Raw genomic sequence first — 25,961 nt, 5'->3', positions numbered from 1 at the left:
ATCACACGGGGAGGAGGTTCCGATGATTCTTGTACGACAGGAAATCGGCGATGTGCTGAGGGACTTCCGCCTGCAGAAGGGGCGCACGCTCCGGCAGGTCGCAAGCAAGGCGTCGGTGGCGCTCGGCTATCTCAGTGAGGTCGAGCGGGGGCAGAAGGAGGCGTCGAGCGAGATCCTCGCATCCGTCGCCGATGCTCTCGACGTCCCCATCTCGACGATCATGCGTGAGGTCGGGGACCGCATCTCTGTTCTCGAGGGCATTCAGGTCTTCCCGGATGTCGTTCCGGACGACCTCGTGGCGTCGATCGAACCCCAGCTCTCGCTGCACTGAGCGTCGGCGTGCGGGTGAGCGATGCGTCGTAGCGAGTTCCTTCGCGCGGTCGACACCGAATTCCAGGCGCGGGCCTCTTCGTTGGTGAACGACCTCGGGCTTTCGGCCCTGCGCGGCCGTACGGCGCTCGAGGCTCTGGACGACGGAACTCCGCCGCGGGAGATCTGGCTTGCGTTGTGCGCAGAGATGGATGTTCCGGAGAACCGACGACACGGCGTCGGACGGCAGGAGCCGCGGGGGCGTTGAGTCCCAGGGGATGTCCGCAGGTTACGGCACACAATGTGCAGTGGGCGGCGTGTCGTCGAAGATCTGTTCGAACCGGGCGTAGTCTTCTGCACAAGTGGTTCAGGCAATCTGTTCTCCACGGTATGTGAGCTCTCCGCGTCGATGTCGGTGGCCTCTCCTACGGTGGAAACAAGCCGAAGAGCCATTACGCCTTGTCGGAGAGTTCCTCCCAGCCGGGAGAGCCGCGACAGCCTACAGGCGGCACCACGCGCGCAGAAGGAGCAGACCATGCCATCACCCGCCGACCGCGAGAAGTCCCTCGAGACCGCACTCGCCCAGATCGACCGTCAGTTCGGAAAGGGCTCGGTCATGCGGCTGGGCAGCGATGAGCGCGCCCCCGTGGCCGTCATCCCCACCGGCTCCATCGCCCTTGACGTCGCCCTCGGCGTCGGAGGTCTCCCGCGTGGCCGTATCGTCGAAATCTACGGACCTGAGTCCTCGGGTAAGACGACGCTGACACTGCATGCGATCGCGAATGCCCAGCGTGGCGGAGGCATCGCAGCCTTCATCGATGCCGAGCACGCGCTCGACCCCGACTACGCGGCGAAGCTCGGCGTCGATATCGACGCGCTTCTCGTCTCCCAGCCCGACACCGGTGAGCAGGCGCTCGAGATCGCCGACATGCTCGTGCGCTCGGGTGCCATCGACCTCATCGTCATCGACTCCGTCGCGGCGCTCGTGCCTCGTGCCGAGATCGAGGGCGAGATGGGTGACTCGCACGTGGGTCTGCAGGCGCGACTCATGTCGCAGGCGCTGCGCAAGCTCACCGGTGGTCTGAGCCAGACAAACACCACCATGATCTTCATCAACCAGCTGCGCGAGAAGATCGGTGTCTTCTTCGGCTCGCCCGAGACCACCGCCGGCGGTAAGGCGCTGAAGTTCTACGCCTCTGTCCGCATGGACATCCGCCGTATCGAGACGCTGAAGGACGGCACCGACGCGGTGGGAAACCGCACCAGGGTCAAGGTCGTGAAGAACAAGATGGCCCCGCCCTTCAAGCAGGCGGAGTTCGACATCCTTTACGGTGTCGGCATCTCTCGCGAGGGCAGCCTGATCGACTTCGGTGTCGAACATGCCATCGTCAAGAAGTCGGGCTCGTGGTACACCTACGATGGCGACCAGCTGGGTCAGGGCAAGGAGAACGCACGGACGTTCCTGCTCAACAACCCCGATGTCGCGCTGGCGATCGAGACGCAGATCAAGCAGAAGCTCGGCATCGGCGGACCGGCGGCCGTGCCTGCTGCGGCAGACGAGCTCGCTGAGCGTCGTCCGGCCTGATGAATGACACACGTGGGGGCGGTCCGGATCGGATCGCCCCCATCATTCCCCTTTTCGGTCGCGCCGCGAAGGATGTCGACCCGGTTTCGATCAGTCCGGGAACGGACGACGACATCTCCGGCGACCGGTCGGATCGCTCCGACGGTGCAGATCTGTGGCGGCCCACGTGGGGTGCGGGTGCATCGCCCGCCGAAAGTGCAGCGGAGTCCGGGAGCCCGAGTGACCGTCATCCCGCCCGTGGGGCGTCAGCCAGATCCGGTTCGCCGGCATCGAGATCCGCCCCCCGGCTTCATGCGCTCGGGGCACCGCCCGCATCGCAGGGCGATACTGAGGATCCGAGTGTGCCGGACGAAGCTCGGAGTGCGGCCGAGGAGTCGCTCGTAAGAAAACTGCGGACGCGATCTCTCTCCATCTCCGAAGCACGTCAGGCTCTGCGAGGGCACGGGCTCGGGAACGGCGTGATAGATGAAGTGATCGAAGACTTCTGTCGTCGTGCCTACCTCGACGATGCTGCACTCGCCAGCGCTCTGGTGACGTCCGGTGTCGAACGGAAGGGGCAGGGGAGAGTCGCCCTCGCTCGTGCGCTGGCTCAACGAGGCATTCCTCGAGACGTGGTCGACGCTGCACTCGACGAACTGCCGGATGACGACGATGAGCGCGCCCTCGAATTCGCCCGCACCAAGGCGCGTTCCTTGAGCCGACTCGACAATGACACCGCGCTCCGGCGTCTGGTGGGGCAGCTCTCTCGACGCGGCTACAACGGGTCCGTCGCGATGAAGGCGGCCAAGCAGGCACTGCGGGAGACTGGCCCGAGTGCGTCGAGCTCGGGGGTTCGATTCGTCGATTCGGACTGAGCAAGCGACGCAGCAACCGCATCCGCACGGCTCGTAGAATGGGTTGATCATGACTATTCCGCGAAGCGAACCGACGATCATCAGCGCCTCGTCCGCAGCCGTCGACGAAGACGGACGCCAGCGATCGTACGAGGTTCGTACTTTCGGGTGCCAGATGAACGTGCACGACTCCGAACGGCTCTCCGGATCGCTGGAAAGCGCCGGCTACGTCCGTGCACTCGACGGCGCCGAGGCCGACGTGGTGATCATCAACACCTGCGCGGTGCGCGACAACGCCGCCGGAAAGCTCTACGGCACCCTCGGGCATCTCGCCTCCGTCAAGCGTCGTAAAGAAGGTATGCAGATCGCGGTCGGCGGCTGCCTGGCCCAGATGGACAAGCAGGCGGTTCTCGACAAGGCGCCCTGGGTGGACGTCGTGTTCGGCACGCACAACATGGGGTCGCTGCCCGGGCTGCTGGAGCGTGCACGCCACAACGGCGATGCGGAGCTGGAGATCCTCGAGTCGCTCGAGGTGTTCCCGTCGACGCTTCCGACGAAGCGTGACTCGGCGCACAGCGGATGGGTGTCGATCTCGGTCGGCTGCAACAACACGTGCACGTTCTGCATCGTCCCGAGTCTGCGTGGCAAGGAGAAGGATCGGCGTCCCGGCGACATCCTCAACGAGATCCGCCTCCTCGTCGAAGACGGCGCCATCGAGGTCACTCTCCTCGGCCAGAACGTGAATTCATACGGCGTCGAGTTCGGCGACCGACAGGCGTTCGGAAAGCTGCTGCGCGCCGCCGGCGAAATCGAGGGACTGGAGCGCATCCGCTTCACGAGTCCGCACCCTGCCGCGTTCACCGATGACGTGATCGACGCCATGGCCGAGACCCCGAGCGTGATGCCGCAGTTGCACATGCCGCTGCAGTCCGGCAGCGATCGCATCCTCAAAGCGATGCGGCGGTCGTACCGCAGTGAGCGTTTCCTCGGGATCCTCGATCGTGTCCGTGCGCGAATCCCGAACGCCTCGATCACGACCGACATCATCGTCGGTTTCCCGGGCGAAACGGACGAGGACTTCGAAGACACGATGCGCGTCGTCGAGCAATCCCGCTTCTCCGGAGCATTCACCTTCCAGTACTCGATCCGTGAGGGCACGCCCGCAGCGACGATGGAGGATCAGGTTCCGAAGGAGATCGTCCAGGAGCGTTACAACCGTCTGATCGCACTCCAGGAGCGAATCTCTCTGGAAGAGAACCAGAAGCAGGTCGGACGCCAGATCGAGGTGCTCGTCTCGACCGGTGAAGGCAAGAAAGACGCCGAGACGCACCGCCTCACCGGCCGCGCTGAAGACAACCGTCTGGTTCACTTCGAAGTCACTGCCGGCTCGGACCTGCCGAGGCCCGGCGACGTCGTGACTGTCAGAGTGACGCATGCTGCGCCTTTCCACTTGCTTGCCGACGATCCGACCGGGGCTCCGCTGCGGATCCGCCGGACGCGCGGGGGCGATGCGTGGGATCGCTCGCAGGCGGAATCGTGCGCGGTGCCGACTCCGGCGTCCGACGGCGGCCTGCGCGCCGTATCTCTCGGTCTGCCGACCCTTCGCGTCGGAGTGTGAGCGAACCGCGCCTCTGGGCGATAGTCGGGGCCACAGGAACCGGGAAGAGCGACCTGGCGCTTGACCTGGCGGAGGCGCTTCGTGCTCGCGGCAATCCGGCGGAGATCGTGAACGCCGACGCCATGCAGCTCTATCGCGGGATGGACATCGGCACAGCGAAGCTCCCTGTCGAGGACCGTCGCGGGATCCCCCACCACCTCTTCGATGTTCGTGAAGTCGATCAGGAAGCGGCGGTCGCCTGGTACCAGCCCGCAGCACGAGACGCGATCGACGCGATTCACCGACGCGGAGGCGATGCGATTCTGGTGGGCGGCTCCGGTCTCTATGTGTCGAGTGTCGTCTACGAGTTCAACTTTCCGCCGCGAGACCCCGAGGTCCGTGCACGCCTGGAAGCAGAGCTGGAGTCGCACGGTTTGGGCGTTCTCCTCGATCGGCTCCGAGCGGAGGATCCGGCAGCAGCGGCGAAGGTCGACCCGCGTAACAGCCGACGGGTCATCCGCGCCCTCGAGGTGCTCGCGCAGGGGAGCAGTACGCACGGCGCGTCCCTGCCGGAGAAGCCCGTACTGTGGCATCGGCGCACGAGACTCATCGGCCTGCATGTCGAACGCTCGGAGCTGGTCGCCCGTCTGGATGAACGCGTCGAGCGGATGTGGGAGGCCGGGATGCTGGCCGAAGTCGCCGAACTGCGGCAGAAGGGTCTCGAGCCGGGCGCCACGGCCTCCAGAGCGATCGGGTACGCGCAGGCGCTTGGCCAGCTGGACGGCACTCTCACCGCGGTGGAAGCCATCGCCGAGACACAGGCGCTCACACGCCGCTACGCCCGTCGACAGGTGTCGTGGTTCAAGCGGTACCGCGACCTGGAGTGGTGGGATGCCCCGGCGGATGCGGAGGCACTCCTGGCTGAGTGAGCCGGTGCGCCGCGACTGACCTCGTCGCGATGTCGGTGGCCGGTGCGAAGCTCACGGTATGGCCACGCATTTCTTCACCGCATCCAGCCTTGACGGATTCATCGCGACCGACGAGCACTCGCTCGACTGGTTGCTCACGCAAGACGTCGATCCCGACGGACCGATGGGCTATAACGCCTTCGAGAAGAATATCGGCGCGCTGGCGATGGGTTCGTCGACCTACGAATGGGTGATGAAGCACGAAGAAGGACGATGGGGCTACAGTCAGCCCACCTGGGTGTTCACGCACCGCGAGATCCCGCTCCCCGAGGGCGCTGATGTGCGGCTGACACAAAGCGACGTGCGGAGCGTGCACGCCGATATGCTCGCTGCCGCCGCAGATCAGGACATCTGGATCGTCGGTGGGGGAGACCTCGCCGGTCAGTTCGCAGACGCGGGCCTCCTGGATGAGGTGTGGATCCAGTACGCGCCGGCGACGCTGGGGTCCGGCGCACCGCTGCTTCCGCGACGGCTCGACCTCGAACTTCTCGAGGTCGCGCGAAACCGCAACTTCCTCTGCGGTCGCTACGCCGTCGTCTCGGCCGGAGTCTCGGAGTGATTTCTTCGAACGCTTCCGTGGCGGGATGCGCGGCGTCTCCGCGGTATGGCCGCGCTCTCTAGACTGGGGAGCATGGTCGCATTCACCAAGGGTCACGGCACGGGCAACGACTTCATCATCATCGCCGACCCCGACGGGGCGCTCGATCTCACGGTGGAGCAGGTCGCAGTGCTGTGTGACCGCCACTTCGGGATCGGTGCCGACGGCATCCTCCGGGTCGTGCGGTCGGCCTCCATCGCCGACGGTGCTGCAGCGCTGGCGGAGGAACCCGCCGCCGAGTGGTTTATGGACTATCGCAACGCCGACGGGTCGATCGCGGAGATGTGCGGCAACGGCATCCGGGTCTTCGCGCACTATCTCGTACGGGCAGGTCTCGCGACCATCGAACCGGGAGCGACGCTCCCGATCGGCACCCGTGCCGGTGTGCGCGACGTGACGCGCAGCGCGACCGGATACCAGGTCGACCTCGGTCGGTGGAAGCTCTCCGGCGACGATCCGCTGGTGCGGGTCGACGGCCTTCCGGTCACGCGTCCTGGTCTCGGCATCGATGTGGGCAATCCGCACGTGATCGTGGCGATCGCGTCGGAGCACGAGCTCGGCTTGCTCGACCTGCACCGCGCGCCGGAACTCGAGCCCGTTCTGCCGGCCGGTGCCAACGTCGAGTTCGTCGTTCCGGGCGAGCCGTTGGTTCGTGACGGAGTCGGGCACGTGCGCATGCGCGTGTTCGAGCGCGGCGTCGGTGAGACCCTCAGCTGTGGCACCGGTGTGGCTGCGACCGCACTCGCCGTACGCTACTGGGCAGGGGAGAACGCGCCGAACAACTGGCAGGTCGAGGTCCCAGGGGGGACGCTCGGAGTGCGGATGTTCCCCGCGGAAGACGGGGAGCACGTCGCGCTGTCGGGTCCCGCTCAACTCGTCTTCAGCGGAGAGATCGAACTGCGCTGACCGAAGCCGGATGGCGTCATCGTCGCCGGGGGTGGCCGCTCCGGATCGAAGCGGTCAGAGCCCGGACAGTGCGATCGGCTCGGTCGGCGGCGTTCCGTGCTTGCGTACCTTGAGGATGCGGTAGCCCTTGCCCGTGGCGGTGCGGAAGACGCTGTATCCGGGCTGGAACGTGGAACCGATCCAGCGCTGCAGCGAATCGGCGCCGAGATTGCGCTGGACCACGAGCCAGGCATCGCTGCGTTCGTCGAGCCTCGGTATCCACCGCTCGAGCAGCCCGTGCAGTTCGTTCTTGCCGACGCGGATGGGCGGATTCGAACGGATCGTGCGGAACGAGACGTGCTCGGGAACATCGTCGGGTAGAGATGCGTTGACATTGGTGAGCCCGAGGGACGCGGCGTTGCGGCGCACCAGATCGAGGGCTCGCTCATTCACATCGACGGCCCAGATCGTCGCATGCGGAGCGGCGAGGGCCATCGAGATGCTGACGGGGCCCCAGCCGCTGCCGAGGTCGAGAAGATTGCCTCCCGGGGGAACCGGGGGCATGTTGGCGAGAAGCACTGCAGTGCCGGCATCCAGCCGATCCGGGCTGAAGACGCCACCGGCGGTGGTGACTTCCAGCTCTCGGCCTGCGAGTGATACACGGATCCTGCGCAGATTCTCGGGGCTTGCCGGGGCCGCAGTGAAGTAGTGGTCTGACCCCATACGGTGAGCGTACCGGACAGCGCGGGCTAAGGTTAAGGCTCGCTACAAAACCCCCAGAGACAAGGAACGGATGACGGATACCACGACACCCTCCAACGGCGACGAGACGGTCGATCGTGTGCTCGCGAACGCAGAGAAGCGCTCCGACGTGCACGTGTTCGGGGCAGCGCAGGCGCTGCAGGACGAGTCGACCGCTGCGCACACCAGCAGGGACGGGGCGCAATGGGATCTCGAAGACCGTCACGCCCTTCGCCGCGTCGGTGGACTCTCGACAGAGCTCGAGGACGTCACCGAGGTCGAGTACCGACAGCTTCGCCTGGAGAACGTCGTCCTCGTCGGTGTATACCCGCAGGGTGCGCAGGAGGATGCCGAGAACTCGCTGCGTGAGCTCGCCGCACTGGCGGAGACCGCGGGTGCCGTCGTGCTCGATGGCGTACTGCAGCGTCGCCCCCACCCGGATGCTGCCACGTATCTCGGGCGCGGCAAGGCGCAGGAGCTCAAGGACATCGTCGCTGCCGTCGGAGCCGATACAGTCATCGCCGATACCGAACTCGCGCCGAGCCAGCGACGCGCGCTCGAGGATGTCGTGAAGGTGAAGGTCATCGACCGCACGACCGTGATCCTCGACATCTTCAGCCAGCACGCGAAGAGCAGGGAGGGCAAGGCGCAGGTCGAGCTCGCCCAGCTCGAGTATCTGCTCCCTCGTCTTCGCGGCTGGGGTGACTCCATGAGTCGCCAGGCCGGTGGCCAGGTCGGCGCCGGTGGTGCGGGCATGGGATCCCGTGGCCCCGGTGAGACCAAGATCGAGCTCGATCGGCGACGGATCCGCACCAAGATGGCGCTCCTCCGTCGGCAGATCCGTGACTTCGGACCGGCTCGTGAAGCGAAGCGTGCGGAGCGCAAACGCAACACCATCCCCTCGGTGGCGATCGCCGGCTACACCAACGCAGGCAAGTCGAGTCTGCTCAATGCGCTCACCAGTGCCGGCGTCCTGGTCGAGAACGCGCTGTTCGCGACGTTGGACGCGACCGTGCGCCGTTCGGAGACCGAAGACGGCCGTGTCTACACGCTGACCGACACCGTCGGTTTCGTCCGCAACCTCCCGCATCAGCTCGTCGAGGCCTTCCGCTCGACGTTGGAGGAGGTCGGAGAGGCGGACGTGGTGCTTCACGTCGTCGATGCGTCGCACCCCGATCCGGCCGGGCAGCTGCAGACGGTGCGCGACGTACTCGGCGATGTCGGCGTGCGAGATCTGCCCGAGATCGTCGTCTTCAACAAGGCTGACCTGATCGATGACGACGAGCGCCTGGTGCTCCGCGGTCTGCAGCCGCATGCGCACTTCGTGTCGTCGCGGTCCGGTGAGGGAATCGCCGAGCTGCGTGCCGTCATCGAGGAAGCCCTCCCGAAGCCCGCGATCGAGATCCACGCGGTGATCCCCTATGACCGCGGTGACCTCGTGGCAGCCATCCATGAGACGGGGATGCTCCTCGAGGTGGAGCATCGAGAGGCGGGCACCGCTGTGCACGCACGGGTGTCCGAACGCCTCGCGGCAGAACTCGCGCCCTTCACCGTCGAAGGCTGACGGGCTCAGCGGGCGAGGAAGCGCGCCTCGACCGTCGCGGAGATGATGATCTCCTCCGGCTCGTATTCCATGGCCGGGGCTGCGTCGGCGGCGAATGCGACGCCTCCGCGGGCCTTCATCATCGGTGCACCCGGCATCGGCTGTCCGCTCGAGATGAGGCCGACATCGGCGATCTCGAGCGGCGTGACCTCGTCGAGTCCGAGAGCCCCCGCATACGCCTTGGCGCGAGTCACGGCGACGCTGACGGCTTCGGCGGCCACCTCGCGCTCCACCTGTGTTCGGGTCACAGGGGTGAGGTGCCAGTCCACCCAGCCCACTTCGACGCCGTCCCAGGGCGAGACGTCCGAAACCCATATCGACAGCTCCGACGCCTCTGCGAACGTCGCCGTGAAGTCGATGCTCGCGTAGTACACGGGGGCGAGGCGCTTCCCGTCGTTGTTCCAGGGACGCTCGGCTCGCACGGAGAGTCGTTTGCTGGTCCAGTCGACGACGCTGCCCGCGTCAGCCCGCTCGGTGATGCTGCCGCGCACGGGCTCGGCCAACCGCATCACGTGCTCGACGACCGTCGTGCGCTCCGAGCCCTCCGCCCGCACGCTGACCCGGATGGTGGCGCGCTCCGGCGCGATGCGCGCCTCGTGTTCGCCGCGGACTGTGACGGTGACTTCGCTCATGCGCCGACTCTACGCCAGCACTCCGGGCACCTGCGGAATGGCGGAGAGCCGGTGAACGTTGTAGTCTGTGATGCTCGGGTGTTCGTCGCCCGGGATGGTAATTCCACAGTGTGACAGCGGCTCCTTCGAGAGAAGGACCACGGGGCTGATCGGTTTCGACAGCGCCTGTGAATCCACGAGAAGCGGGCCGAGGATGCAGAGTTATCTCGTTAACGCTCTCTGCAAAAAAATAGTTGCCGAAACCAAGCGCAACGACTTCGCCCTCGCTGCATAAGCGAGCCCGATAGTCCGTCAGGCCGTATGTGATTCCGATACGGATCCTGGCGTCATTTAGGAATCTTGCTGCGTGATGGCGTCTGGACGTCACGTGGGACTCTTCCCAGGCTGGGCTTGTCGACTTAGGTGTCTGTGACAAAGGTCGGAGCCGAGTAGAACGTCTTCACAGACTGCGCCCGGAGAAGGCGTGGAGACTCAGCGTTGGACGGGGGTTCGATTCCCCCCAGCTCCACCAGGTCGCTGTCACTGAAAAGAAGCCCCGTGCACTCCTACCAGGAGGTCACGGGGCTTCTTCGTGTGCGGACCCGGGTGTCACTCCACCGTCTGTGTGTACGGCACCGTCAGCACGGCATCCGCATACTCGGGCGCTGCTGCGGTGAGCGCGATCACAGGCACGGACCATACACACGTCGAGGAAGCGCGAAAGACCTCCGCTGGTTTCGACGGGGGACCTATATTGAGGTCTGTGGAATCGACCCCCGAAACTGTCGCGACCGGTCTCACCCGAGCGGAGGTCGCCGAACGCGTTGCGACCGGGAGGACGAACGCGTTCGTGGCGGACACGAGCCGCAGCGCATGGAGCATCGTGCGGGCGAACGTCTTCACGCTGTTCAACGGCATCGTCTTCGCGTGCTTCTTCATCCTCTTCCTGGTCGGGCGGTGGCAGGATGCGCTCTTCGGGCTCGCCGCCTTCGCGAACGCCATCATCGGTTGTGTTCAGGAGTTCCGAGCGAAGTCTGCGCTCGACCGCCTGGCGCTGATGAATGCGCCCCGCGCCCTGGTGTTCAGGGAGGGCGCAGAGGCGGCAATCGCCCCCACCGAGGTCGTCCTCGACGACGTGCTGGTCCTACGCGCCGGCGAGCAGGTGCCGGCCGACGCTCGAATACTCACGGCGCGCGGGCTGCAGATCGATGAGTCGATGCTCACCGGCGAGTCCGACCCGGTGGAGAAGCAGCCGGGCGACGAGGCGCTCTCCGGCGCCGTGGTCGTCGCGGGGGAGGGCACCGCGCAGGCGACCCGTGTGGGCGCCGACTCGTATGCCAACCACTTCGCGGGTGAAGCGAAGCGCTTCTCGCTCGTCTCCAGCGAGCTCCGCTCGTCGGTCAACCGGGTCCTGAAATGGGTGAGCTGGGTGATCGGCCCGGTGGGGCTGCTCGTCCTGAACGCGCAGATCATCGTCACGGGCGGGTATGCCACCGTCTTCTCCAGCGGCTCCTGGGTCCAGGCCGTCGTGAACACGATCGCCGCGTTGACGGCGATGATCCCCCTCGGACTGGTGCTCATGACGAGCATCGCATTCGCCGTCGGTGCGTCGAAACTCGCGCGCAGGCAGGTTCTGGTGAATGAGCTGCCCGCGGTCGAAGGGCTCGCCCGGGTCGACGTCGTGTGTCTCGACAAGACCGGCACCCTCACCGTGGGGGAGATCGGGTTCGACGAAGCCCACGGACTCGCCGGCCTCACATCGGAGCGTGCGGAGGCGGCAGCGGCGGCGCTCGGCTGGTACGCCGCGTCTCCGGATGCGAACACCACGGCGCGCTCGATGCGAGCGGCGTATCCGGCCGCGTCTCCGCTCACGGTCGCGGAGTACGTCCCCTTCTCGTCCGTGCGCAAGTGGAGCGCGGTCTCCTTCGACGAGATCGCCGGGACCTGGGTGATGGGTGCACCGGAGATGGTGTTCGGCGATGCCGCGACATCGGACGAGACCGAGCTCGGACGCACGGTCACCGCCCTCGCAGAGACCGGCCGTCGTACGCTGGTCCTCGGTCACTCGGAATCGGCGCTGTCCGAGGCGGATGTGGATGCCGAGCGGCTTCCGGGTGGTGTGGCCGCGGCCATCGTCCTCACCTTCCGCGAGCAGGTGCGCCCCGACGCGGCACAGACCCTCGAATACTTCGCCCGGCAGGATGTCGGGATCCGGATCATCTCGGGTGACAACCCGCGCACCGTCGCGGCGATCGCGCGTGAGGTGGGAGTGGACGTCACCGAGGGTTTCGATGCACGTCGTCTTCCTGACGATGACGCCGAACTGGCAGACGTGCTCGAGACGCACACGGTGTTCGGACGCGTCTCACCCGAGCAGAAGAAGCGCATGGTCTCGGCCCTGCAGAGCCGCGGGCACACCGTGGCGATGACCGGAGACGGCGTCAACGATGCCCTCGCGATCAAGGCCGCCGACATCGGTATCGCGATGAACTCGGGCTCGCCCGCCACGAAGGCGGTGGCGCGGCTGGTGCTGCTCGACGGGCAGTTCTCGCACCTGCCCGATGTCGTCGCGGAAGGACGTCAGGTCATCGCGAACATCGAACGCGTCTCGATGCTCTTCCTGAACAAGACCGTGTACGCCACACTTCTCGCGATCATCTTCGGGGTGTTCGTGCTCGAGTTCCCGTTCCTCCCGCGTCAGCTCTCCATCACCGACGGCCTCACGATCGGCATCCCCGCGTTCTTCCTCGCGCTCATGCCCAACGCGGCACGCTATGTGCCCGGATTCCTCCGGCGATCGTTGAGCTTCGCCATTCCCTCAGGGATCATCGTGGCGCTCGGTCTCACGTGGTTCACCTTCGTCGCGCGCGGGCTCGACGCGCACGAGGAGCAGCTGCGCACCGGAGCGACCGTCATCCTCGCCGTCGTCGGCATCTGGGTGCTCGCCGTGCTCGCCCGCCCCCTCAACCGCTTCAAGGTGCTGGTCGTGGGTGCGATGTTCATCCTGCTCATCGCCGTGTTCTCGCTTCCCCTCGCGCGACAGTTCTTCGTCCTCGTCGATCCGGGGGAAGACCTCGCGATCGCGCTCACCGGGATCACGATCGTGATGATCGCGGCGATCGAGGTCGTGCGCATCGTGCATCGTCGGCTCGTCCTGAGAGAGGAGCCGGCCTCGGCGCCTGCGCCGGCACCCGAGCCGGGCATCGGTCCTCGTCGTGGGCTGGCGACCGTCATCACGACGACGGTCGCCGTGCTCTCCTACGTGTTCGGAGTCCTCGCCACGGGCTTCGGCATCCTGGTCTTCCTCGGACGTTACGACCCGGACGTGAGCGCCTCCGCGTTCTCGCTCACGGGCGCGGCCATCGCGCTGTTCGGTCTTCTCGTGTTCGCGGTCGCGGCCGGTATCCGCCGGGGCAGTGGTCTCTCGCGGCTGTTGCTCACGATCTTCCTCGGGGTCGTGTTCGCACTCAGCGCGATCGTGCTCGTGCTCGGAGATCGGTGGGACTGGGGAGCAGCCGCCACTGCCGTGGTCGCTGCCCTGATCGTCGTCCTGCTCTGGACCCCACCGGTCGCCCGGGGATTCCGGCCCGTCCTCGAGAGTTCGATGGGGAGCGCGGCACCGTAGTGACGTCGTGACCTCGAGCGGCGCTCAGCCGGTCCATTCGACAAGGATCAGTCCTTGACGCGTGTCGGCGAACCGCACCCATCCGTCGCCGAACAGATAAGTCATCCCGTAGCCGTCCTCATCGAGACCCATCGCGTACCGCGGATCCTCTGTGACGTACACGCCGTCCGCGCCTGCTTCCCGCTTCCACCCCTCAGCAAGCAGACCCTCCTGAGCCTGAGTGGCTTCCTCCGTGCTCAGAGCCGCCCACCCGTAGAGCTGGCCGTGGTCGGACGCAACGCTGTAGTCGGCCCAGAAGCACAGCAGCCCGTCGGTGAGTTCCACCCCGCCGACGACGAACTCCTTCGACTGCGCGGTCCATCCCATATCCGTGAACACAGAAACCGTTCCCGCCGAGATCATGGATTCGCAGGTGAGCTCGGCAGGAGCCTCCGGGACGCTCGAGTTCACCGGCTCGGGGCTCGGTGCCGGGCTTGGAGCGACGGCGTTCGATGTGGGTGAGGCCGGCGGATCCGCAGGTGCTCCGCACGCTGTCAGAGTGACGAGCAGCAACAGTGAGCCTGCTGCGGCGGTCATGATGCGGGGGGTCATCGTGGCCTCATGGTTCGGATCAGTCGTGCATGAGCTTCAGGAACTCTTCGTGGAGCGTGCCGTTGGTGGCGAGTGTCGAGCGCGCCGATATCGTCTCGGCCCCGTCGGCGGCGGTCATCCGCCCTCCGGCCTCCCGGATGATCGGCACGGCCGCGGCGATGTCGTATTCCTTGACGTCGAATTCGGCGACCATGTCGATCCGTCCCTCGGCGAGAAGCATGTAGGAGTACACGTCGCCGTAGGCGCGATCGCGCCAGACGCGTGCCGCGACCTTGAGCAGAGTGTCGAGTCGTCCCGCGTCGGACCACTGCCCGATGCTCTGGAAGCTCACGCTGGCATCGTCGAGTGATGCCACCGCGGAGACCTGGAGCCGGCGGGGATCGCCCTCGGTGGCCGTCCAGGAGCCTTCGCCTGTGGCTCCCCACCAGCGTCTGCCGAGTGCCGGCATGCTGACGACACCGACCTGGGGAACGCCATCGATCGCCAGGGCGATCATCGTGCCCCACAGGGGAACGCCGCGGAGGAAGTTGGCCGTGCCATCGATGGGGTCGATGATCCACTGGCGATGCGTCCCGCCCTGCGCGCCGAACTCCTCGCCGAAGATTCCATCGTCGGGTCGTTCGGTCTCGAGGATGGTGCGGATCGCACGCTCCGTCGCGAGGTCGGCGTCGGTGACATGCGAGTTGTCGGCCTTGGTCGAGATCTCGAGGTCGGCCGCATCGAAACGCGGGAGCGACTGGGCGTCGGCGGCGTCGGCGAGGCGGAGCGCGAGGGCGATATCGCTGCGCAGGTCGTCAGTGTGAGGGGAGGCGGTCACGCTTTCAGGATAGTCGGCCGAATAGCGGGCGCTGAGGGCCGAAGGGCCATGTTTCCGCGCGCGACGGAGACCGGCACGCCCGGGCCCGCCTCGATTTCGCATGGGGGCGGTCGGCTGGTAATGTAATTCCTCGGTCGGGGTTATCCCGGGCCACGCACCTCTAGCTCAATCGGCAGAGCAACTGACTCTTAATCAGTGGGTTCTCGGTTCAAGTCCGAGGGGGTGCACGGATCAGCCTCAGAAACTCTCGCCAGTTTCTGAGGCTTTTCTGCTTTCTTGTGCACGCGGTCCGCTTGTCGATCCGGACAGGCCCGCGAAGTCCGGGTTTCTGAGGGCTTGCAGAGAATGCCGGTGTACCGCGTAATGGGCTCTTGTCGACGCCGTCTCTCACACGGGGACAACCGCGTCACCGCCGTCGGATGCGTCGCTGCGCAGCAGCACCGCCGAGGCGGTGGGGCTTCGACAAGAAACTGGGGAACACCGTGTACAGAAGTAATCGGCGCGCGCGATCGCGCCGCACATCCATCACGCTCGTCGCCGCCGCTGCGGCGGCACTCACCGCTGTGGTCACGGGCATGGGCGCCACCGCGGCCACCGCTGCCGAGTACGACCATCCGGCGGCCATCGATCCCGCGTCGATCACGGTGACCACCGTGGACGGCGATGAGACTCTGGCGCAGTTCGATCAGGTGCGCGTGGGCGCGGACTGGTCGGTGCCGGATGGTGCTCTCGGCGGCGAGACGTTCGGGTTCACGCTGCCGACCCAGTTCGCTCGGTCCGGCCTGACGTTCTCGGTCCCGTCGACCGAGGACCCGACGGAGATCGTCGCCGAATGCGCCGTCAGCAGCGACGCGGCACCGGTCGTGACCTGCACCCTCACCGACTACGTGAACGGCCGCACCGGCGTGAACGGCTCGCTGTGGTTCCTCGCCAGCGCGGACGAGCAGAGCACGGAAACGACCCTGGAGTTCGTCATCGACGGCAAGACCACCCGGGTCGAGACCCCCGGGGGTGGGATCACGCCTGTGGCGCCGCTGCCCACGGAACCTCAGAAGGTGTCGTGGCAGACGGACGACGGCAACATCGCGTGGCAGATCGAGCTTCCGGGGTCCAGCTTTGCCGGGGTCGAGTCGATCATCGTCGACGACGTGCTGACCGCACCGAACAGTGAGGTCGCCGAGCACCACAACGAAGACGGTCAACTCGTGGTCTGGAGCACCGACGCCGACCAGCAGGACGACCGCACGATCACGAACTGGACCGGAGCCTGGAACGAGGGCGGCACGGCGTTCCACCTCGAGATCCCTGGTGCGATCGATCCCGCACGGATGTACTTCGTCAAATACCTCACGGTACCGAGCACTCAGGCGGACGGCACCTCGTTCAGCAATGTCGCCAATGTCAACGGAGTGGTGCTGCAGGACCGTGAGGTCTGGCAGGTCACGGGTGGCGGCACCGGAGACGGAACCGCCACCGGTGCGTTCACCCTGACCAAGGCTGTGGGCGGCTCCGGCGCGACGGATGTGCCGGCCGACGCCGAGTACACGGTCCGTTACAGCTACGGCGACCCGGCGGTCGAGAAGACCATCGCCGTGATCGCAGGAGCGACGACCGCTCCCGTTCGCCTCCCCGCCGGCACCGTCGTCACGCTCGAGGAGCTGACCCCGCCGGCCATCGACGGCATCGAATGGGGTGCGCCGGTGTTCTCGGGCACCGGAGTGCGCGCGACCGCAGACGGCGGCGCACAGATCACCGTCTACGGGGGTTCGACACTCGCGATCACGCTCACCAACACCGCGACGGCGAAGCCGCCGGTGGTGCCGCCGGCCACGCCTCCCACGCCGGAGACTCCCGCGACGCCGCCGACGGATGTGACGCCTCCGACGGAGCTGCCGTTGACCGCCGGTTCCCTCGCCACGACCGGTGGCGATGTGCCGGCGGTCATGCTCTGGGGCGCCGGTGGCGCGCTTCTGCTCGGCGTCGCGCTCACCACTCTGGCCGCCGTACGCGCTCGACGACGCGAGGCCCAGGGCTGATCCGGGCACTGGGGTCGATGTCGTCGGAGCAGAAGCTCCGCGGCGTCGGCCCCGCGGCGGTGGTGGGGAGTCACGCGGCTGCAGACCGCCTCCGTAGGTCGTGGGTCAGCCTCAAGCCACGGCGATGACCGTGCCTCCGGTGATGAGTCGCAGCTGGTCGAACGTGAGCGGCATGAGGGTGTGCGGGTGGCCGGCTGCCGCCCACAGCTCGTCGTGGCGCTGGAGCGCGTCGTCGAGGAAGGTGCGCAGCGGGGTCGGATGCCCGACCGGTGCGACGCCGCCGATGGCCTGGCCGGTGGCCGCGCGGACGACGGACGCCGGTGCCATCGATACTTCGCGCGCGCCGATGCTGGCGGTGAGCACGGCGAGTTCCGCCCGGTGGCCGCCGCTGGTCATGACGAGAACCGGCTCTCCGTCGGCGATGAACACGAGGCTGTTGGCGATAGCGGCGACGTCGCATCCGATCGCCGCGGCCGCGGCCGCCGCGGTGCGCGCCGAGTCCGGCAGGACGCGGATGGTGGTGTCGACCCCTGCATCCACAAGGTGCTGCTGCACGAGTCTGCTGCGCTCGGGAAGGGGCGTTTCTTCGCTCATCGCCCCACGATATCGGAGGGGGATGTCGGTGCCGGATCGGGCGTCAGCGGCCGATCCGGCACCGACATGACGCCTCAGGCGGCGTCGCCCACGAGGATCGCCGCGGCATCCTCAGCGGCGGCGTCTTCAGGCTCGTCGTCGATGTGCGCGAGCACGCGCCGGCCGAGGAACACCGTCAGCGCTGCGATGAGGACAGACGCCGCCGCGAACAGGTATGGCACTGTCGCGTTGAACGCGTGCCACAGGAGCGCCGCGATCGGAGGAGCCATCGCGCCACCGAGGAAACGCACCGCGGAGTAGGCGGAGGAAGCGACGGAGCGGGGGAGGTCCGTGGCCTCCATGACCGCTTCGGTCAGCACGGTGTTCATCACACCGAGCAGCAGACCGCCGATGACGATGCAGGTGACGAGGGCGGCCGCGTTCCCGACCACGAGCCCGGCGGCGACGAGGTCGAGTGCGAGCAGAGGGAGCACCACGAGGATGATCCGCGTGCGCGGCATGCGGCGCATCAGCACCGGCGCCACCCAGACGCTCGTGACCGCGAGAGCGACCCCCCAGCCGAAGAATGTGAACCCGATTCCCATTGCGCCGAAGCCCAGGGGGAACGGCGAGAACGCCAGCAGCACGAAGAAGCCGATGTTGTAGAACAGTGCGGCGACCGCGAGGATCGCGAGGGCGGGGCGTCGGAGCGCCGAGAACGGGGCGGAGAAGGGCACCGGTACCCGCTTCTCGCCCGGTCCGCGCAAGAGCACGAGCACGGCGACGAAGGCGATCGCCATCAACACGACGACGCCAAAGAACGGGCCGCGCCAGCTCTGCTCGCCGAGGAGGCCGCCGAGCAGGGGGCCGACAGCGATGCCGAGGCCGAGTGCCGCTTCATACAGGATGATCGCGGCGCTGCTCCCGCCGGATGCCGACCCGACGATCGTCGCGAGGGCGGTCGAGATGAACAGTGCATTGCCGAGTCCCCAGCCGGCACGGAAGCCGATGACGGCATCGACGCTGCCGCTCAGAGCACACAGGAGGGCGAAGATGACGATGAGCGCGAGCCCGATGAGCAGGGTGGTCTTGGCGCCGATGCGGCTGGAGATCCAGCTGGTCACCAGCATGGCGAGGCCGGTCACCAACAGGTAACTGGTGAAGAGGAGTTCGGTCTCCACCGGCGACGCCTGGAGCGACTCCGCGATCGCGGGGAGGATCGGATCGACGAGTCCGATGCCCATGAAGGCGACGACGCATGCGAAGGCGACGGCCCAGACCTGCGCCGGCTGCTTCCACACCGAGGGGGTGGCGGTGTTGTTCACCGAGATTCTCCTGTTCGTTCCGTGGCGGTGTGCGCAGCGAGGATCTCCGCCGCGCGGGTGAGAGCGGACCAGTCGTCGTCGTTCAGCGCGGCGAACCGCGGCGCGAGGATCTCGCGGAACTCTGCGCGCCAGGCAGCGACGGCGGCAGCGCCCTGAGAGGTGATGTCGACGACGGTCGCTCGCGAATCGTCCGGGTCGGGGGAGCGGAGCACGAGCCCCTCACGCTCCAGCATGCCGAGGAGGCGGGTCATGCCGGGCTGAGTGGTACGCGCTGCGGCGGCCAGCTCGCCCACGCGCCTGGCACCCTCCTGCTCGAGGAGGGTCAGCACCCGCCACTGCGCGGCGGGCGCGTCGTTGCCGGCATCCTGCGCCGCGATGCGGCCCAGAGCGTAGCCGGAGAGCACCAGTGATGCGACGACATCCGAACGATTCATACCATCGAGTATATACCAGATGGTATGTACTTACTTCTAACGTCGGGCGTTCGCTATCCGCGCCGAGAGCTGATGGGCGTGCGCCAACAGGGTTCGACCCAGCTCCGCCATCCGATCCGGACCGAAGCGGAACTCGACTCCGGTCAGACTGAGCGCCCACTCCGGGCGTCCGGATCGATCGAAGACCGCGGCGCCGATGCCCCAGCTGCCCTCGACGATCAAGCCGGGGTTGACGGCGTATCCGCGTTCCTTGGTCTCGGCCAATCGGGTGCGCAGCGCGCGGGGGCGGTGTGTGGGCCCCCACGCGCTCTCGAGGTCGGGGTGCCGCTCCAGATACGTGTCCACATCATGGTCAGGGAGGAACGCCAGGATTGCGAGACCCGCGCTGGCGACGCCGAGGGGGAACCTCACGCCCTCGCTCAGGACGAAGGAGCGGATGGGGAAGGAGCCTTCCTCCCGAAGCAGGCACACCGTCTCATCCGCTCGCCGCACGGAGAAGAACGCGCTCTCCTCAGTCTTGACCGCCAGCGACCGGACGATGTCCCGCGCGAGGGCGGTCACGTCGTAGCGCGCAGCGGCAACCGAGCCCATCAGAAACAGCTCGGGGCCGGGCATCCAGCGGGTGCTGTCCTCGTCGCGGTCGACGAGGCCCTCGAGTTTGAGTGCACTGAGCAAGCGATGGGCGGTCGAGCGCGACAGCTCGGCAGCACGTGCGAGATCTTGGAGGGAGGCGCCGTCCGCACCGGCGGCCGTCACGAGCCGGAGCAGGCGCGCGGCCCGAGCGATGGCCTGTGCGCCGGGGACGGAGCGCGCGGTCGATTCCATATCGTGGACGCTATCTCCGTATCTGCCCACATGGCAAGACCCGACGGTTGCGCCACGGACCGAAGAGCGGATGCTGGAGTGAGGCACGATTTCGAAGGAGCAGACGTGATCGACAAGCAATGGGACTCGGCAGCGCACGCCGTGTCCGACATCCCGGACGGAGCCTCGCTGGCGGTCGGTGGCTTCGGGTTGTCCGGCAACCCGATCGCGCTCATCGAAGCCCTGCTGGAGCAGGGCACGAAAGACCTCAGCGTCGTGAGCAACAACTGCGGGGTCGACGACTGGGGACTCGGGGTCCTGCTCGGCGCGCAGCGCATCCGCAAGATGACGTCGTCGTACGTGGGGGAGAACAAGGAGTTCGAGCGTCAGTTCCTGAGCGGCGAACTCGAGCTCGAACTCACGCCGCAGGGCACGCTGGCCGAAAAGCTCCGGGCCGGGGGATCGGGGATCGCGGCCTTCTACACGCAGACGGGTGTCGGCACCCAGGTCGCAGAAGGCGGGCTGCCCCGCCGGTACAACGCGGACGGCACGATCGCCGTCGCCTCCCCGGTGAAGGACGTCCGAACATTCGAGGTCGATGGCTCGCCGGCGGACTTCGTGCTGGAGGAGGCGATCACCACGGACTTCTCGCTCGTGCACGCTTCCCGCGGCGATCGCCACGGGAACCTCGTCTTCAACAAGGCGGCGCGCAACTTCAACCCGCTGGCCGCGATGGCCGGACGCATCTGCATCGCTCAGGTCGAACAGCTCGTGGAGCCGGGCGACCTCGATCCGGACAGCATCCATCTTCCCGGTGTCTTCGTGCATCGCATCGTCGAGGTGGGCACGGACATCCCCAAGCGCATCGAGCGACGCACCGTCGCCGTGGAAGGAGCCTGAAATGGCACTCACACGAGACCAGATGGCGGCCCGCGCGGCAGCCGAGCTGGAGGACGGTTCCTACGTCAACCTCGGAATCGGCCTGCCGACGCTCGTTCCGAACCACGTGTCGAGCGACATCACGGTGGTGCTCCAATCTGAGAACGGGATTCTCGGCGTCGGGCCCTATCCGCACGAGGACGCCGTGGACCCCGACCTCATCAACGCGGGCAAAGAGACGGTCACGACCCTGCCCGGTGCGGCGTTCTTCGACTCGGCCACCAGCTTCGGGATGATCCGCGGCGGCAAGATCGACGCCGCGATCCTCGGCGCGATGCAGGTCTCGACGAGCGGTGATCTCGCGAACTGGATGATCCCGGGCAAGATGGTGAAGGGTCCCGGCGGTGCCATGGATCTCGTGCACGGTGCCGCTCGGGTGATCGTTCTGATGGAGCACGTGGCCAGGGACGGATCGCCCAAGATCGTGGACGAGTGCTCGCTGCCGCTGACCGGTCGCGGCGTGGTAGACCGGATCATCACGGACCTGGCCGTCATCGACGTCACCCCCGAGGGGCTGACGCTCGTCGAGACAGCCCCCGGAGTGAGCGTGGACGAGGTCATCGCCGCCACCCAGCCGACGCTCACCATCCATCCGGATCTCCTCCACGAAAGGACCTCGCACCATGACTGACAACGACATCGTCATCGTCGCCGCCGCCCGGACCCCGCAGGGGCGACTGAAAGGCCAGCTGGGGGCCTTCACCGCTCCTCAACTCGGATCCTTCGCGATCCGGGGCGCGCTGGAGCAGGGCTCCGTCGACCCCGGAGATGTCGACGCGGTGATCGTCGGACAGGTGCTGGCGGCAGGCTCCGGCCAGAATGCTGCTCGGCAGGCAGCGATCGGCGCCGGGATCGGCTGGGACGTTCCCGCCCACTCCGTGAACAAGGTGTGTCTGTCGGGCTTGACCGCGATCATCGACGCCGCCCGGATGATCCGTACCGGCGACGCGTCCGTCGTCGTCGCCGCCGGGATGGAGTCGATGACGCGGGCACCGCACATGCTGATGGGGTCCCGCGACGGTTGGACATACGGCAGCGTCGAGGTGCTCGATCACATGGCCTACGACGGTCTGACCGACGCCTACGACCGGGAGAGCATGGGCGCGTCGACGGAGCGCCACAACGAGCGATACGAGCTCACTCGGGAGGCGCAGGATCGCGTGGCCGCACTGTCGCATCAACGAGCGGCCGCGGCGCAGGAAGCGGGAGTGTTCGAGGCCGAGATCGTCGCCGTCGCCGTGCCCCAGCGCCGGGGCGAGCCGGTTCGCGTGACGAAGGATGAAGGGGTGCGCCCCGACACCACCGTCGAAACTCTCGGCGGTCTGCGGGCGGCCTTCGCGGAGGGCGGATCGATCACGGCGGGGAACTCGTCACAGATCTCCGACGGCGCATCGGCCGTGGTCATCACGACGCGGCGCGCGGCCGAAACCAAGGGCTGGTCGGTACTTGCCACCGTCGGCGCCAGCGGCCAGACGGCCGGCCCCGACAACTCGTTGCAGTCCCAGCCGGCGCGCGCGATCGAGCGCGCGTGCGAGAAGCAGGGCATCGCCCCCTCGGACCTCGATCTCGTGGAGATCAACGAGGCCTTCGGCGCGGTCGTGGCCCGCTCGCAGGTCGAGCTCGGGTTGGACGAGGCCATCGTGAACATCCACGGCGGAGGGATCGCGATCGGGCACCCGATCGGCGCATCCGGTAACCGACTCGTGGTGCACGCCGTTCACGAGCTCGCGCGTCGCGGAGGGGGAACGGCCGCCGTCGGCCTGTGCGGCGGTGGCGGTCAGGGCGAGGCGCTGATCCTCACACGGTGAACGATGCGCTCGGGGCGCACGGTGTCAGTGCCGTGCGTCCTTGGCGTGATCCTGAGTGTCGGCGAGGGCCTTCTGCGAGCGGAACTGGAGTCGCTGAGCCTTCTTCGCCTTCTTGACCGACTGCGGCGAGTCGGCGTCGACGAGCACCCCGCGTCGCTCGCGGTTCATATCGATCACCGCGCCGACGGCGAGCGCCATCGTGATGCCCCAGCTCAGCCAGGACAGCAGGGAGCGCCAGGTGATCGGCTGCTCGCGGGTGCCGCGTAGCAGCGAGACCCCTGCAGAGATCGCAGCGACGAGTCCGGTGCTGAAGAGGTAGCGCATGCCCCCACGCTACCTTCCCGCACCCCAGGTCGTACCGAGCCTTGACAAGCCCTCCCTGATCCTGTCAGGGGAGTATGTCGTGAAAGACAGACGGAGCGTCCGTAGATCGGGCGTTCCGGCGTAGAACGAGGCACCGGGCACGTACGCGACATCGTTGGCCAGGGCGCGTCCGAGCGATTCGGCGGCATCCATACCCTCAGGCAGCCGTGCCCAGACGAACATGCCGCCGTCGGGACGGTTCCAGGTGCTGCCGGTCGGCAGCGCGGCGGGCAGGGCGTCGAGCATCGCGTCGCGCCGGGCGGAGTAGGCCTCACGGATGCGCGTGAGCGCGGGCTCCCCGCGACCCGAGAGGAGGTAGTGGGCAGCTGCGGCCTGGTCGATGGTGGAGGTGTGGAGGTCGGCGGCCTGCTTCGCGATCGTCACGGCGGGGCGGATATCAGCGGTCGTGCGGATCCATCCGATGCGCAGTCCCGGGGCGATCACTTTCGAGAAGCTGCCGAGGCTGATCACGTGCTCCGGTGCGAGCTCGGCCAGTGAGGGGAGGGCCTCACCCGAATACTGCAGTTGGCGGTAGGGCTCGTCCTCGACGATGCGGAACCCCCGCCGCTGTGCGATGGCGGCGATGTGCCGACGGGCATCGAGTCCGTGCGTGCGTCCGGTGGGATTCTGGAAGGTGGGGACCGTATAGAGGAACTTCGGGCTGTGCTCGGCGGCCAGCCGGTCCAGTGCTTCGAGATCCAGCTCGTCGCCGTCATAGGGGACGCCGATGACCCGAGCCCCGGCCAGCGCGAAGGTCTGCAGGGCCGCGAGGTAGCACGGTTCCTCGACCAGGATCGTGTCGCCGGGATCGAGAAGCGTCGTCGAGATCAGGCCGAGCCCCTGCTGCGAACCCGTCGTGATGATGAGGTCGGATGCCGCGGTGGGCAATCCGTCCGCGGAGTAGCGCCGGGCGACTTCCTCCCGGAGCCGGGCGTCTCCCTCGGACGTGGAGTACTGGAGCACAGTGGGGGAGTCGAGGACCGCGTCGAACGCCGCCCGGATGCCGACGACGTCGAACAGCTCGGGCGCGGGGAGGCCGCCGGCGAACGAGATGACCTCCGGGCGCTCGGTCAGTGCGAGAAGGTCGCGCACCGGCGAGGTCTTGGCGTTTCCTGCGCGCTGCGAACGCGGAGGGAGGGCGAGTGCGGCGGTAGCGGCATGCGGGGCAGTGGTCAACGGAGGTTCTTCCTCGGAGGAGTGAGTGCGGGGACAGCGGTGCGGCGGTGTCGCCCAGGATAGACCCGTCTCGAAACACCGATCTCCCGGCTGCTTCCCGGGCGCATCCGCTATCCTGGGGTCGTCGCGGCTCGCCCGCGGCCGCACAAACCGTGTATCTACCGGCCGTCGGCATCCCCGGCGGACAGCGGCGGCACCCGACATCGCGTCTTCGACGCGCGAGAGCCATGACACGCGCATCAGCACCCCCGCAGATCACCGAGCCGAGCCCGAGCCTTCTCCGTCTCGCCGGATTCCCCTACTTCCTCATCGCCTTCATCGCGCGACTTCCGTTCGCCATGATGGTCGTCGGCGTCCTGACCGTCGTCGTCTCGGCCCGCGGCTCGCTCTCGCTGGGTGGGCTCACATCGGCCGCCGTCGGTCTGGGAACGGCGTGCTTCGGCCCCCTTCTCGGTGCTGCCGCCGACCGGTTCGGCCAGCGGGTGGTCCTGGTCGTGCTCGCACTGGCCAACGGCGCGATGCTCCTGCTCTTCACCTTCGTGGTCTACGGGGAAGCCTCAGACGGCTTCGTGCTGTTGGCGGCGGTCGGGATCGGCGCCACGGCACCGCAGGTCGCGCCGCTCTCGCGCTCACGTCTGGTCACGATCATCGCCGATCGGATGCCGGAGGCGCGCCGCGCGAAGACCGTCTCCGGGACGATGGCCTACGAGTCCGCGGCGGATGAGACCGTCTTCGTCTTCGGCCCCTTCCTGGTCGGCATCCTGGCGTCCGCATTCGCGCCCTGGGCCCCGTTGGTGGGCGCCGCCGTGCTCACCGTCGTCTTCGTCGGCGCGTTCGCGCTGCACCCCAGCGGACGTCACGTGTCGCAGGACCGCGACGCCGACGGCAGGGCCCCGTCAGCGGTCTCGGAGCTGTTCCGGCCGCAGCTGCTCATCGTCGTCCTCGGCATCCTGGGCGTCGGGATCTTCTTCGGGACGATGCTGACGTCGCTGACGTCGTTCATGGCGGACCGCGGTGCGCCCGAGCAGGCCGGACTGCTCTACGGCGTGATGGGCGTCGGGTCGGCGGTGCTCGCGCTGGGCGTCGCCTGGCTTCCTCCGTCGTTCTCGATGCGCGCACGGTGGCTCGTCTTCTCCGGCATCCTGCTGGCTGGAACACTCCTGCTCGGCCTCGTCGACTCGCCCGGCACGATGATGCTGGCGCTGGCGATCATGGGAATCGGGATCGGACCCACCCTGGTCACGCAATACAGCTTCGGTGCCGCCCGCAGCCCGCGTGGACGTTCGGCGACGGTGATGACGATGCTGGGCTCCGGCGTCGTGGTCGGGCAGTCGATCGGTGCGGCAGTGGCCGGCGAGATCGCCGAGAACGTCGGAACATCCGCCGCACTCCTGCTGCCGATGATCGCCGCGTTCATCGCCTTCGGAGCGGGAGTGGCGAACTGGGTTCTCAGCGGCGAGAGGCGAGGTCGTTCGTCGGTGACCGCCTGACCTCGGGCGACGGTATTCCGTGATCCTGGGTAGGTTGGATTCCATCGTTGATGTGAGGAGTCCCACTTGACCGCCGCAGATTTCGTCGTCGTCGCCAACCGCCTGCCGGTCGACCGGGTGGAGGGACCTGACGGCGAGGAAGTCTGGCGCACGTCTCCCGGTGGGCTCGTCGCCGCCCTCGAGCCGATGATGCGCAACGTGCACGGCGCGTGGGTGGGCTGGGCGGGGCAGGCGGATGTCGAGCTGGCAC

Annotated in this window: 24 protein-coding genes, 1 tRNA gene, 1 other RNA gene and 2 pseudogenes; 18 read left to right on the top strand and 10 right to left on the bottom strand. The window is 67.4% G+C overall.

The annotated features are described in order from the left end of the window. Positions 1-22 precede the first annotated feature (22 nt). The 8 genes from BQ2383_RS10485 (at position 23) to dapF (ending at position 6,796) form a co-directional block, all read left to right on the top strand. The gene (locus tag BQ2383_RS10485; RefSeq protein WP_017830901.1) at positions 23-331 is read left to right on the top strand and encodes a helix-turn-helix domain-containing protein; all 309 of its coding nucleotides are present in this window, start codon (positions 23-25) and stop codon (positions 329-331) included. Between the two features lie 21 nt (positions 332-352). Next, positions 353-577 carry a DUF3046 domain-containing protein gene (locus tag BQ2383_RS10480; protein ID WP_091033493.1) on the top strand — a complete coding sequence of 75 codons (225 nt, stop codon included), beginning with the start codon at positions 353-355 and terminating at the stop codon, positions 575-577. A 267-nt stretch (positions 578-844) separates the two neighbouring features. Further along, positions 845-1,894, top strand: coding sequence for a recombinase RecA (recA, locus tag BQ2383_RS10475; protein ID WP_091033490.1), 1,050 nt, complete (start codon positions 845-847; stop codon positions 1,892-1,894). A 470-nt stretch (positions 1,895-2,364) separates the two neighbouring features. Beyond that, entirely contained in the window at positions 2,365-2,748 is a 384-nt protein-coding gene (locus BQ2383_RS19660; RefSeq protein ID WP_244175990.1) for a regulatory protein RecX, read from the top strand. Positions 2,749-2,797: 49 nt separating this feature from the next. Then, entirely contained in the window at positions 2,798-4,345 is a 1,548-nt protein-coding gene (miaB, locus tag BQ2383_RS10465) for a tRNA (N6-isopentenyl adenosine(37)-C2)-methylthiotransferase MiaB (RefSeq protein WP_091033485.1), read from the top strand. Next, complete coding sequence (miaA, locus tag BQ2383_RS10460) at positions 4,342-5,253, top strand: tRNA (adenosine(37)-N6)-dimethylallyltransferase MiaA (protein ID WP_091033482.1); 912 nt, start codon at positions 4,342-4,344, stop codon at positions 5,251-5,253. The genes miaB and miaA overlap by 4 nt, the downstream gene beginning before the upstream one ends. A 58-nt stretch (positions 5,254-5,311) precedes the next feature. Next, a complete protein-coding gene (locus BQ2383_RS10455; protein ID WP_091033480.1) occupies positions 5,312-5,851 on the top strand; it encodes a dihydrofolate reductase family protein in 540 nt (179 codons plus the stop codon). 72 nt (positions 5,852-5,923) lie between these two features. Continuing rightward, on the top strand, positions 5,924-6,796 hold the full coding sequence (dapF, locus tag BQ2383_RS10450) for a diaminopimelate epimerase (RefSeq protein WP_091033478.1): 873 nt from the start codon (positions 5,924-5,926) through the stop codon (positions 6,794-6,796). Positions 6,797-6,850: 54 nt separating this feature from the next. On the opposite strand, the gene BQ2383_RS10445 is transcribed toward dapF, so the two are convergent. Continuing rightward, positions 6,851-7,498 carry a class I SAM-dependent methyltransferase gene (locus BQ2383_RS10445; protein WP_091033475.1) on the bottom strand — a complete coding sequence of 216 codons (648 nt, stop codon included), beginning with the start codon at positions 7,496-7,498 and terminating at the stop codon, positions 6,851-6,853. A gap of 295 nt (positions 7,499-7,793) precedes the next feature. Here BQ2383_RS10445 and hflX point away from each other — a divergent pair. Further along, a pseudogene (gene hflX / locus BQ2383_RS10440) lies at positions 7,794-9,080 on the top strand (GTPase HflX); the annotation flags it as partial. 5 nt (positions 9,081-9,085) lie between these two features. Here hflX and BQ2383_RS10435 read toward each other — a convergent pair. Beyond that, positions 9,086-9,751: an SIMPL domain-containing protein gene (locus BQ2383_RS10435; RefSeq protein WP_091033470.1), complete on the bottom strand. Its 666-nt coding sequence runs from the start codon at positions 9,749-9,751 to the stop codon at positions 9,086-9,088. Positions 9,752-9,892: 141 nt separating this feature from the next. Between BQ2383_RS10435 and ssrA the strand changes: the two genes are divergently transcribed. Together ssrA and BQ2383_RS10425 are read left to right on the top strand one after the other, a co-directional pair. Further along, positions 9,893-10,262, top strand: a transfer-messenger RNA (tmRNA) gene (ssrA, locus tag BQ2383_RS10430). 231 nt (positions 10,263-10,493) lie between these two features. Next, entirely contained in the window at positions 10,494-13,355 is a 2,862-nt protein-coding gene (locus BQ2383_RS10425) for an HAD-IC family P-type ATPase (protein ID WP_244175989.1), read from the top strand. Between the two features lie 24 nt (positions 13,356-13,379). On the opposite strand, the gene BQ2383_RS10420 is transcribed toward BQ2383_RS10425, so the two are convergent. Then, positions 13,380-13,946, bottom strand: coding sequence for a hypothetical protein (locus BQ2383_RS10420; protein WP_091033467.1), 567 nt, complete (start codon positions 13,944-13,946; stop codon positions 13,380-13,382). Between the two features lie 19 nt (positions 13,947-13,965). Next, entirely contained in the window at positions 13,966-14,763 is a 798-nt protein-coding gene (locus tag BQ2383_RS10415; RefSeq protein WP_244175988.1) for an inositol monophosphatase family protein, read from the bottom strand. Positions 14,764-14,917: 154 nt separating this feature from the next. Here BQ2383_RS10415 and BQ2383_RS10410 point away from each other — a divergent pair. Together BQ2383_RS10410 and BQ2383_RS10405 are read left to right on the top strand one after the other, a co-directional pair. Next, a tRNA-Lys gene (locus tag BQ2383_RS10410) sits at positions 14,918-14,990 on the top strand. Positions 14,991-15,245: 255 nt separating this feature from the next. After that, positions 15,246-16,799, top strand: coding sequence for a DUF5979 domain-containing protein (locus tag BQ2383_RS10405; RefSeq protein WP_091033462.1), 1,554 nt, complete (start codon positions 15,246-15,248; stop codon positions 16,797-16,799). A 111-nt stretch (positions 16,800-16,910) separates the two neighbouring features. Here BQ2383_RS10405 and BQ2383_RS10400 read toward each other — a convergent pair whose 3' ends face one another. The 4 genes from BQ2383_RS10400 to BQ2383_RS10385 form a co-directional block, all read right to left on the bottom strand. Then, on the bottom strand, positions 16,911-17,393 hold the full coding sequence (locus tag BQ2383_RS10400; protein ID WP_091033459.1) for a YbaK/EbsC family protein: 483 nt from the start codon (positions 17,391-17,393) through the stop codon (positions 16,911-16,913). Positions 17,394-17,467: 74 nt separating this feature from the next. After that, a complete protein-coding gene (locus BQ2383_RS10395) occupies positions 17,468-18,697 on the bottom strand; it encodes an MFS transporter (protein WP_091033457.1) in 1,230 nt (409 codons plus the stop codon). Next, entirely contained in the window at positions 18,694-19,131 is a 438-nt protein-coding gene (locus BQ2383_RS10390) for a MarR family winged helix-turn-helix transcriptional regulator (RefSeq protein WP_091033455.1), read from the bottom strand. Before BQ2383_RS10390 ends, BQ2383_RS10395 begins: the two co-directional genes overlap by 4 nt. 36 nt (positions 19,132-19,167) lie before the next feature. Further along, on the bottom strand, positions 19,168-19,956 hold the full coding sequence (locus BQ2383_RS10385; RefSeq protein ID WP_091033453.1) for an IclR family transcriptional regulator: 789 nt from the start codon (positions 19,954-19,956) through the stop codon (positions 19,168-19,170). Positions 19,957-20,061: 105 nt separating this feature from the next. On the opposite strand from BQ2383_RS10385, the gene BQ2383_RS10380 reads away from it, so the two are divergent. The 3 genes from BQ2383_RS10380 to BQ2383_RS10370 are packed head-to-tail and all read left to right on the top strand — an operon-like array spanning position 20,062 to position 22,682. Beyond that, positions 20,062-20,835, top strand: coding sequence for a CoA transferase subunit A (locus BQ2383_RS10380; RefSeq protein ID WP_091034473.1), 774 nt, complete (start codon positions 20,062-20,064; stop codon positions 20,833-20,835). 1 nt (position 20,836) lies between these two features. Then, the gene (locus tag BQ2383_RS10375; RefSeq protein ID WP_205828788.1) at positions 20,837-21,505 is read left to right on the top strand and encodes a CoA transferase subunit B; all 669 of its coding nucleotides are present in this window, start codon (positions 20,837-20,839) and stop codon (positions 21,503-21,505) included. Further along, positions 21,498-22,682, top strand: coding sequence for an acetyl-CoA C-acetyltransferase (locus BQ2383_RS10370; RefSeq protein WP_091033451.1), 1,185 nt, complete (start codon positions 21,498-21,500; stop codon positions 22,680-22,682). Before BQ2383_RS10375 ends, BQ2383_RS10370 begins: the two co-directional genes overlap by 8 nt. A gap of 24 nt (positions 22,683-22,706) precedes the next feature. Here BQ2383_RS10370 and BQ2383_RS10365 read toward each other — a convergent pair whose 3' ends face one another. Then, positions 22,707-23,006 carry a hypothetical protein gene (locus tag BQ2383_RS10365; RefSeq protein WP_029263584.1) on the bottom strand — a complete coding sequence of 100 codons (300 nt, stop codon included), beginning with the start codon at positions 23,004-23,006 and terminating at the stop codon, positions 22,707-22,709. A 9-nt stretch (positions 23,007-23,015) separates the two neighbouring features. After that, complete coding sequence (locus BQ2383_RS10360) at positions 23,016-24,221, bottom strand: PLP-dependent aminotransferase family protein (RefSeq protein ID WP_244175987.1); 1,206 nt, start codon at positions 24,219-24,221, stop codon at positions 23,016-23,018. A 227-nt stretch (positions 24,222-24,448) separates the two neighbouring features. Between BQ2383_RS10360 and BQ2383_RS10355 the strand changes: the two genes are divergently transcribed. After that, entirely contained in the window at positions 24,449-25,711 is a 1,263-nt protein-coding gene (locus tag BQ2383_RS10355; protein ID WP_091033447.1) for an MFS transporter, read from the top strand. A gap of 66 nt (positions 25,712-25,777) precedes the next feature. Then, positions 25,778-25,961: pseudogene (locus tag BQ2383_RS10350) on the top strand (trehalose-6-phosphate synthase); the annotation flags it as partial.

Source organism: Microbacterium oxydans (assembly GCF_900095745.1).
Lineage (GTDB): Bacteria > Actinomycetota > Actinomycetes > Actinomycetales > Microbacteriaceae > Microbacterium > Microbacterium oxydans_B.
This window is presented reverse-complemented; position numbering and strand designations above follow the sequence as displayed.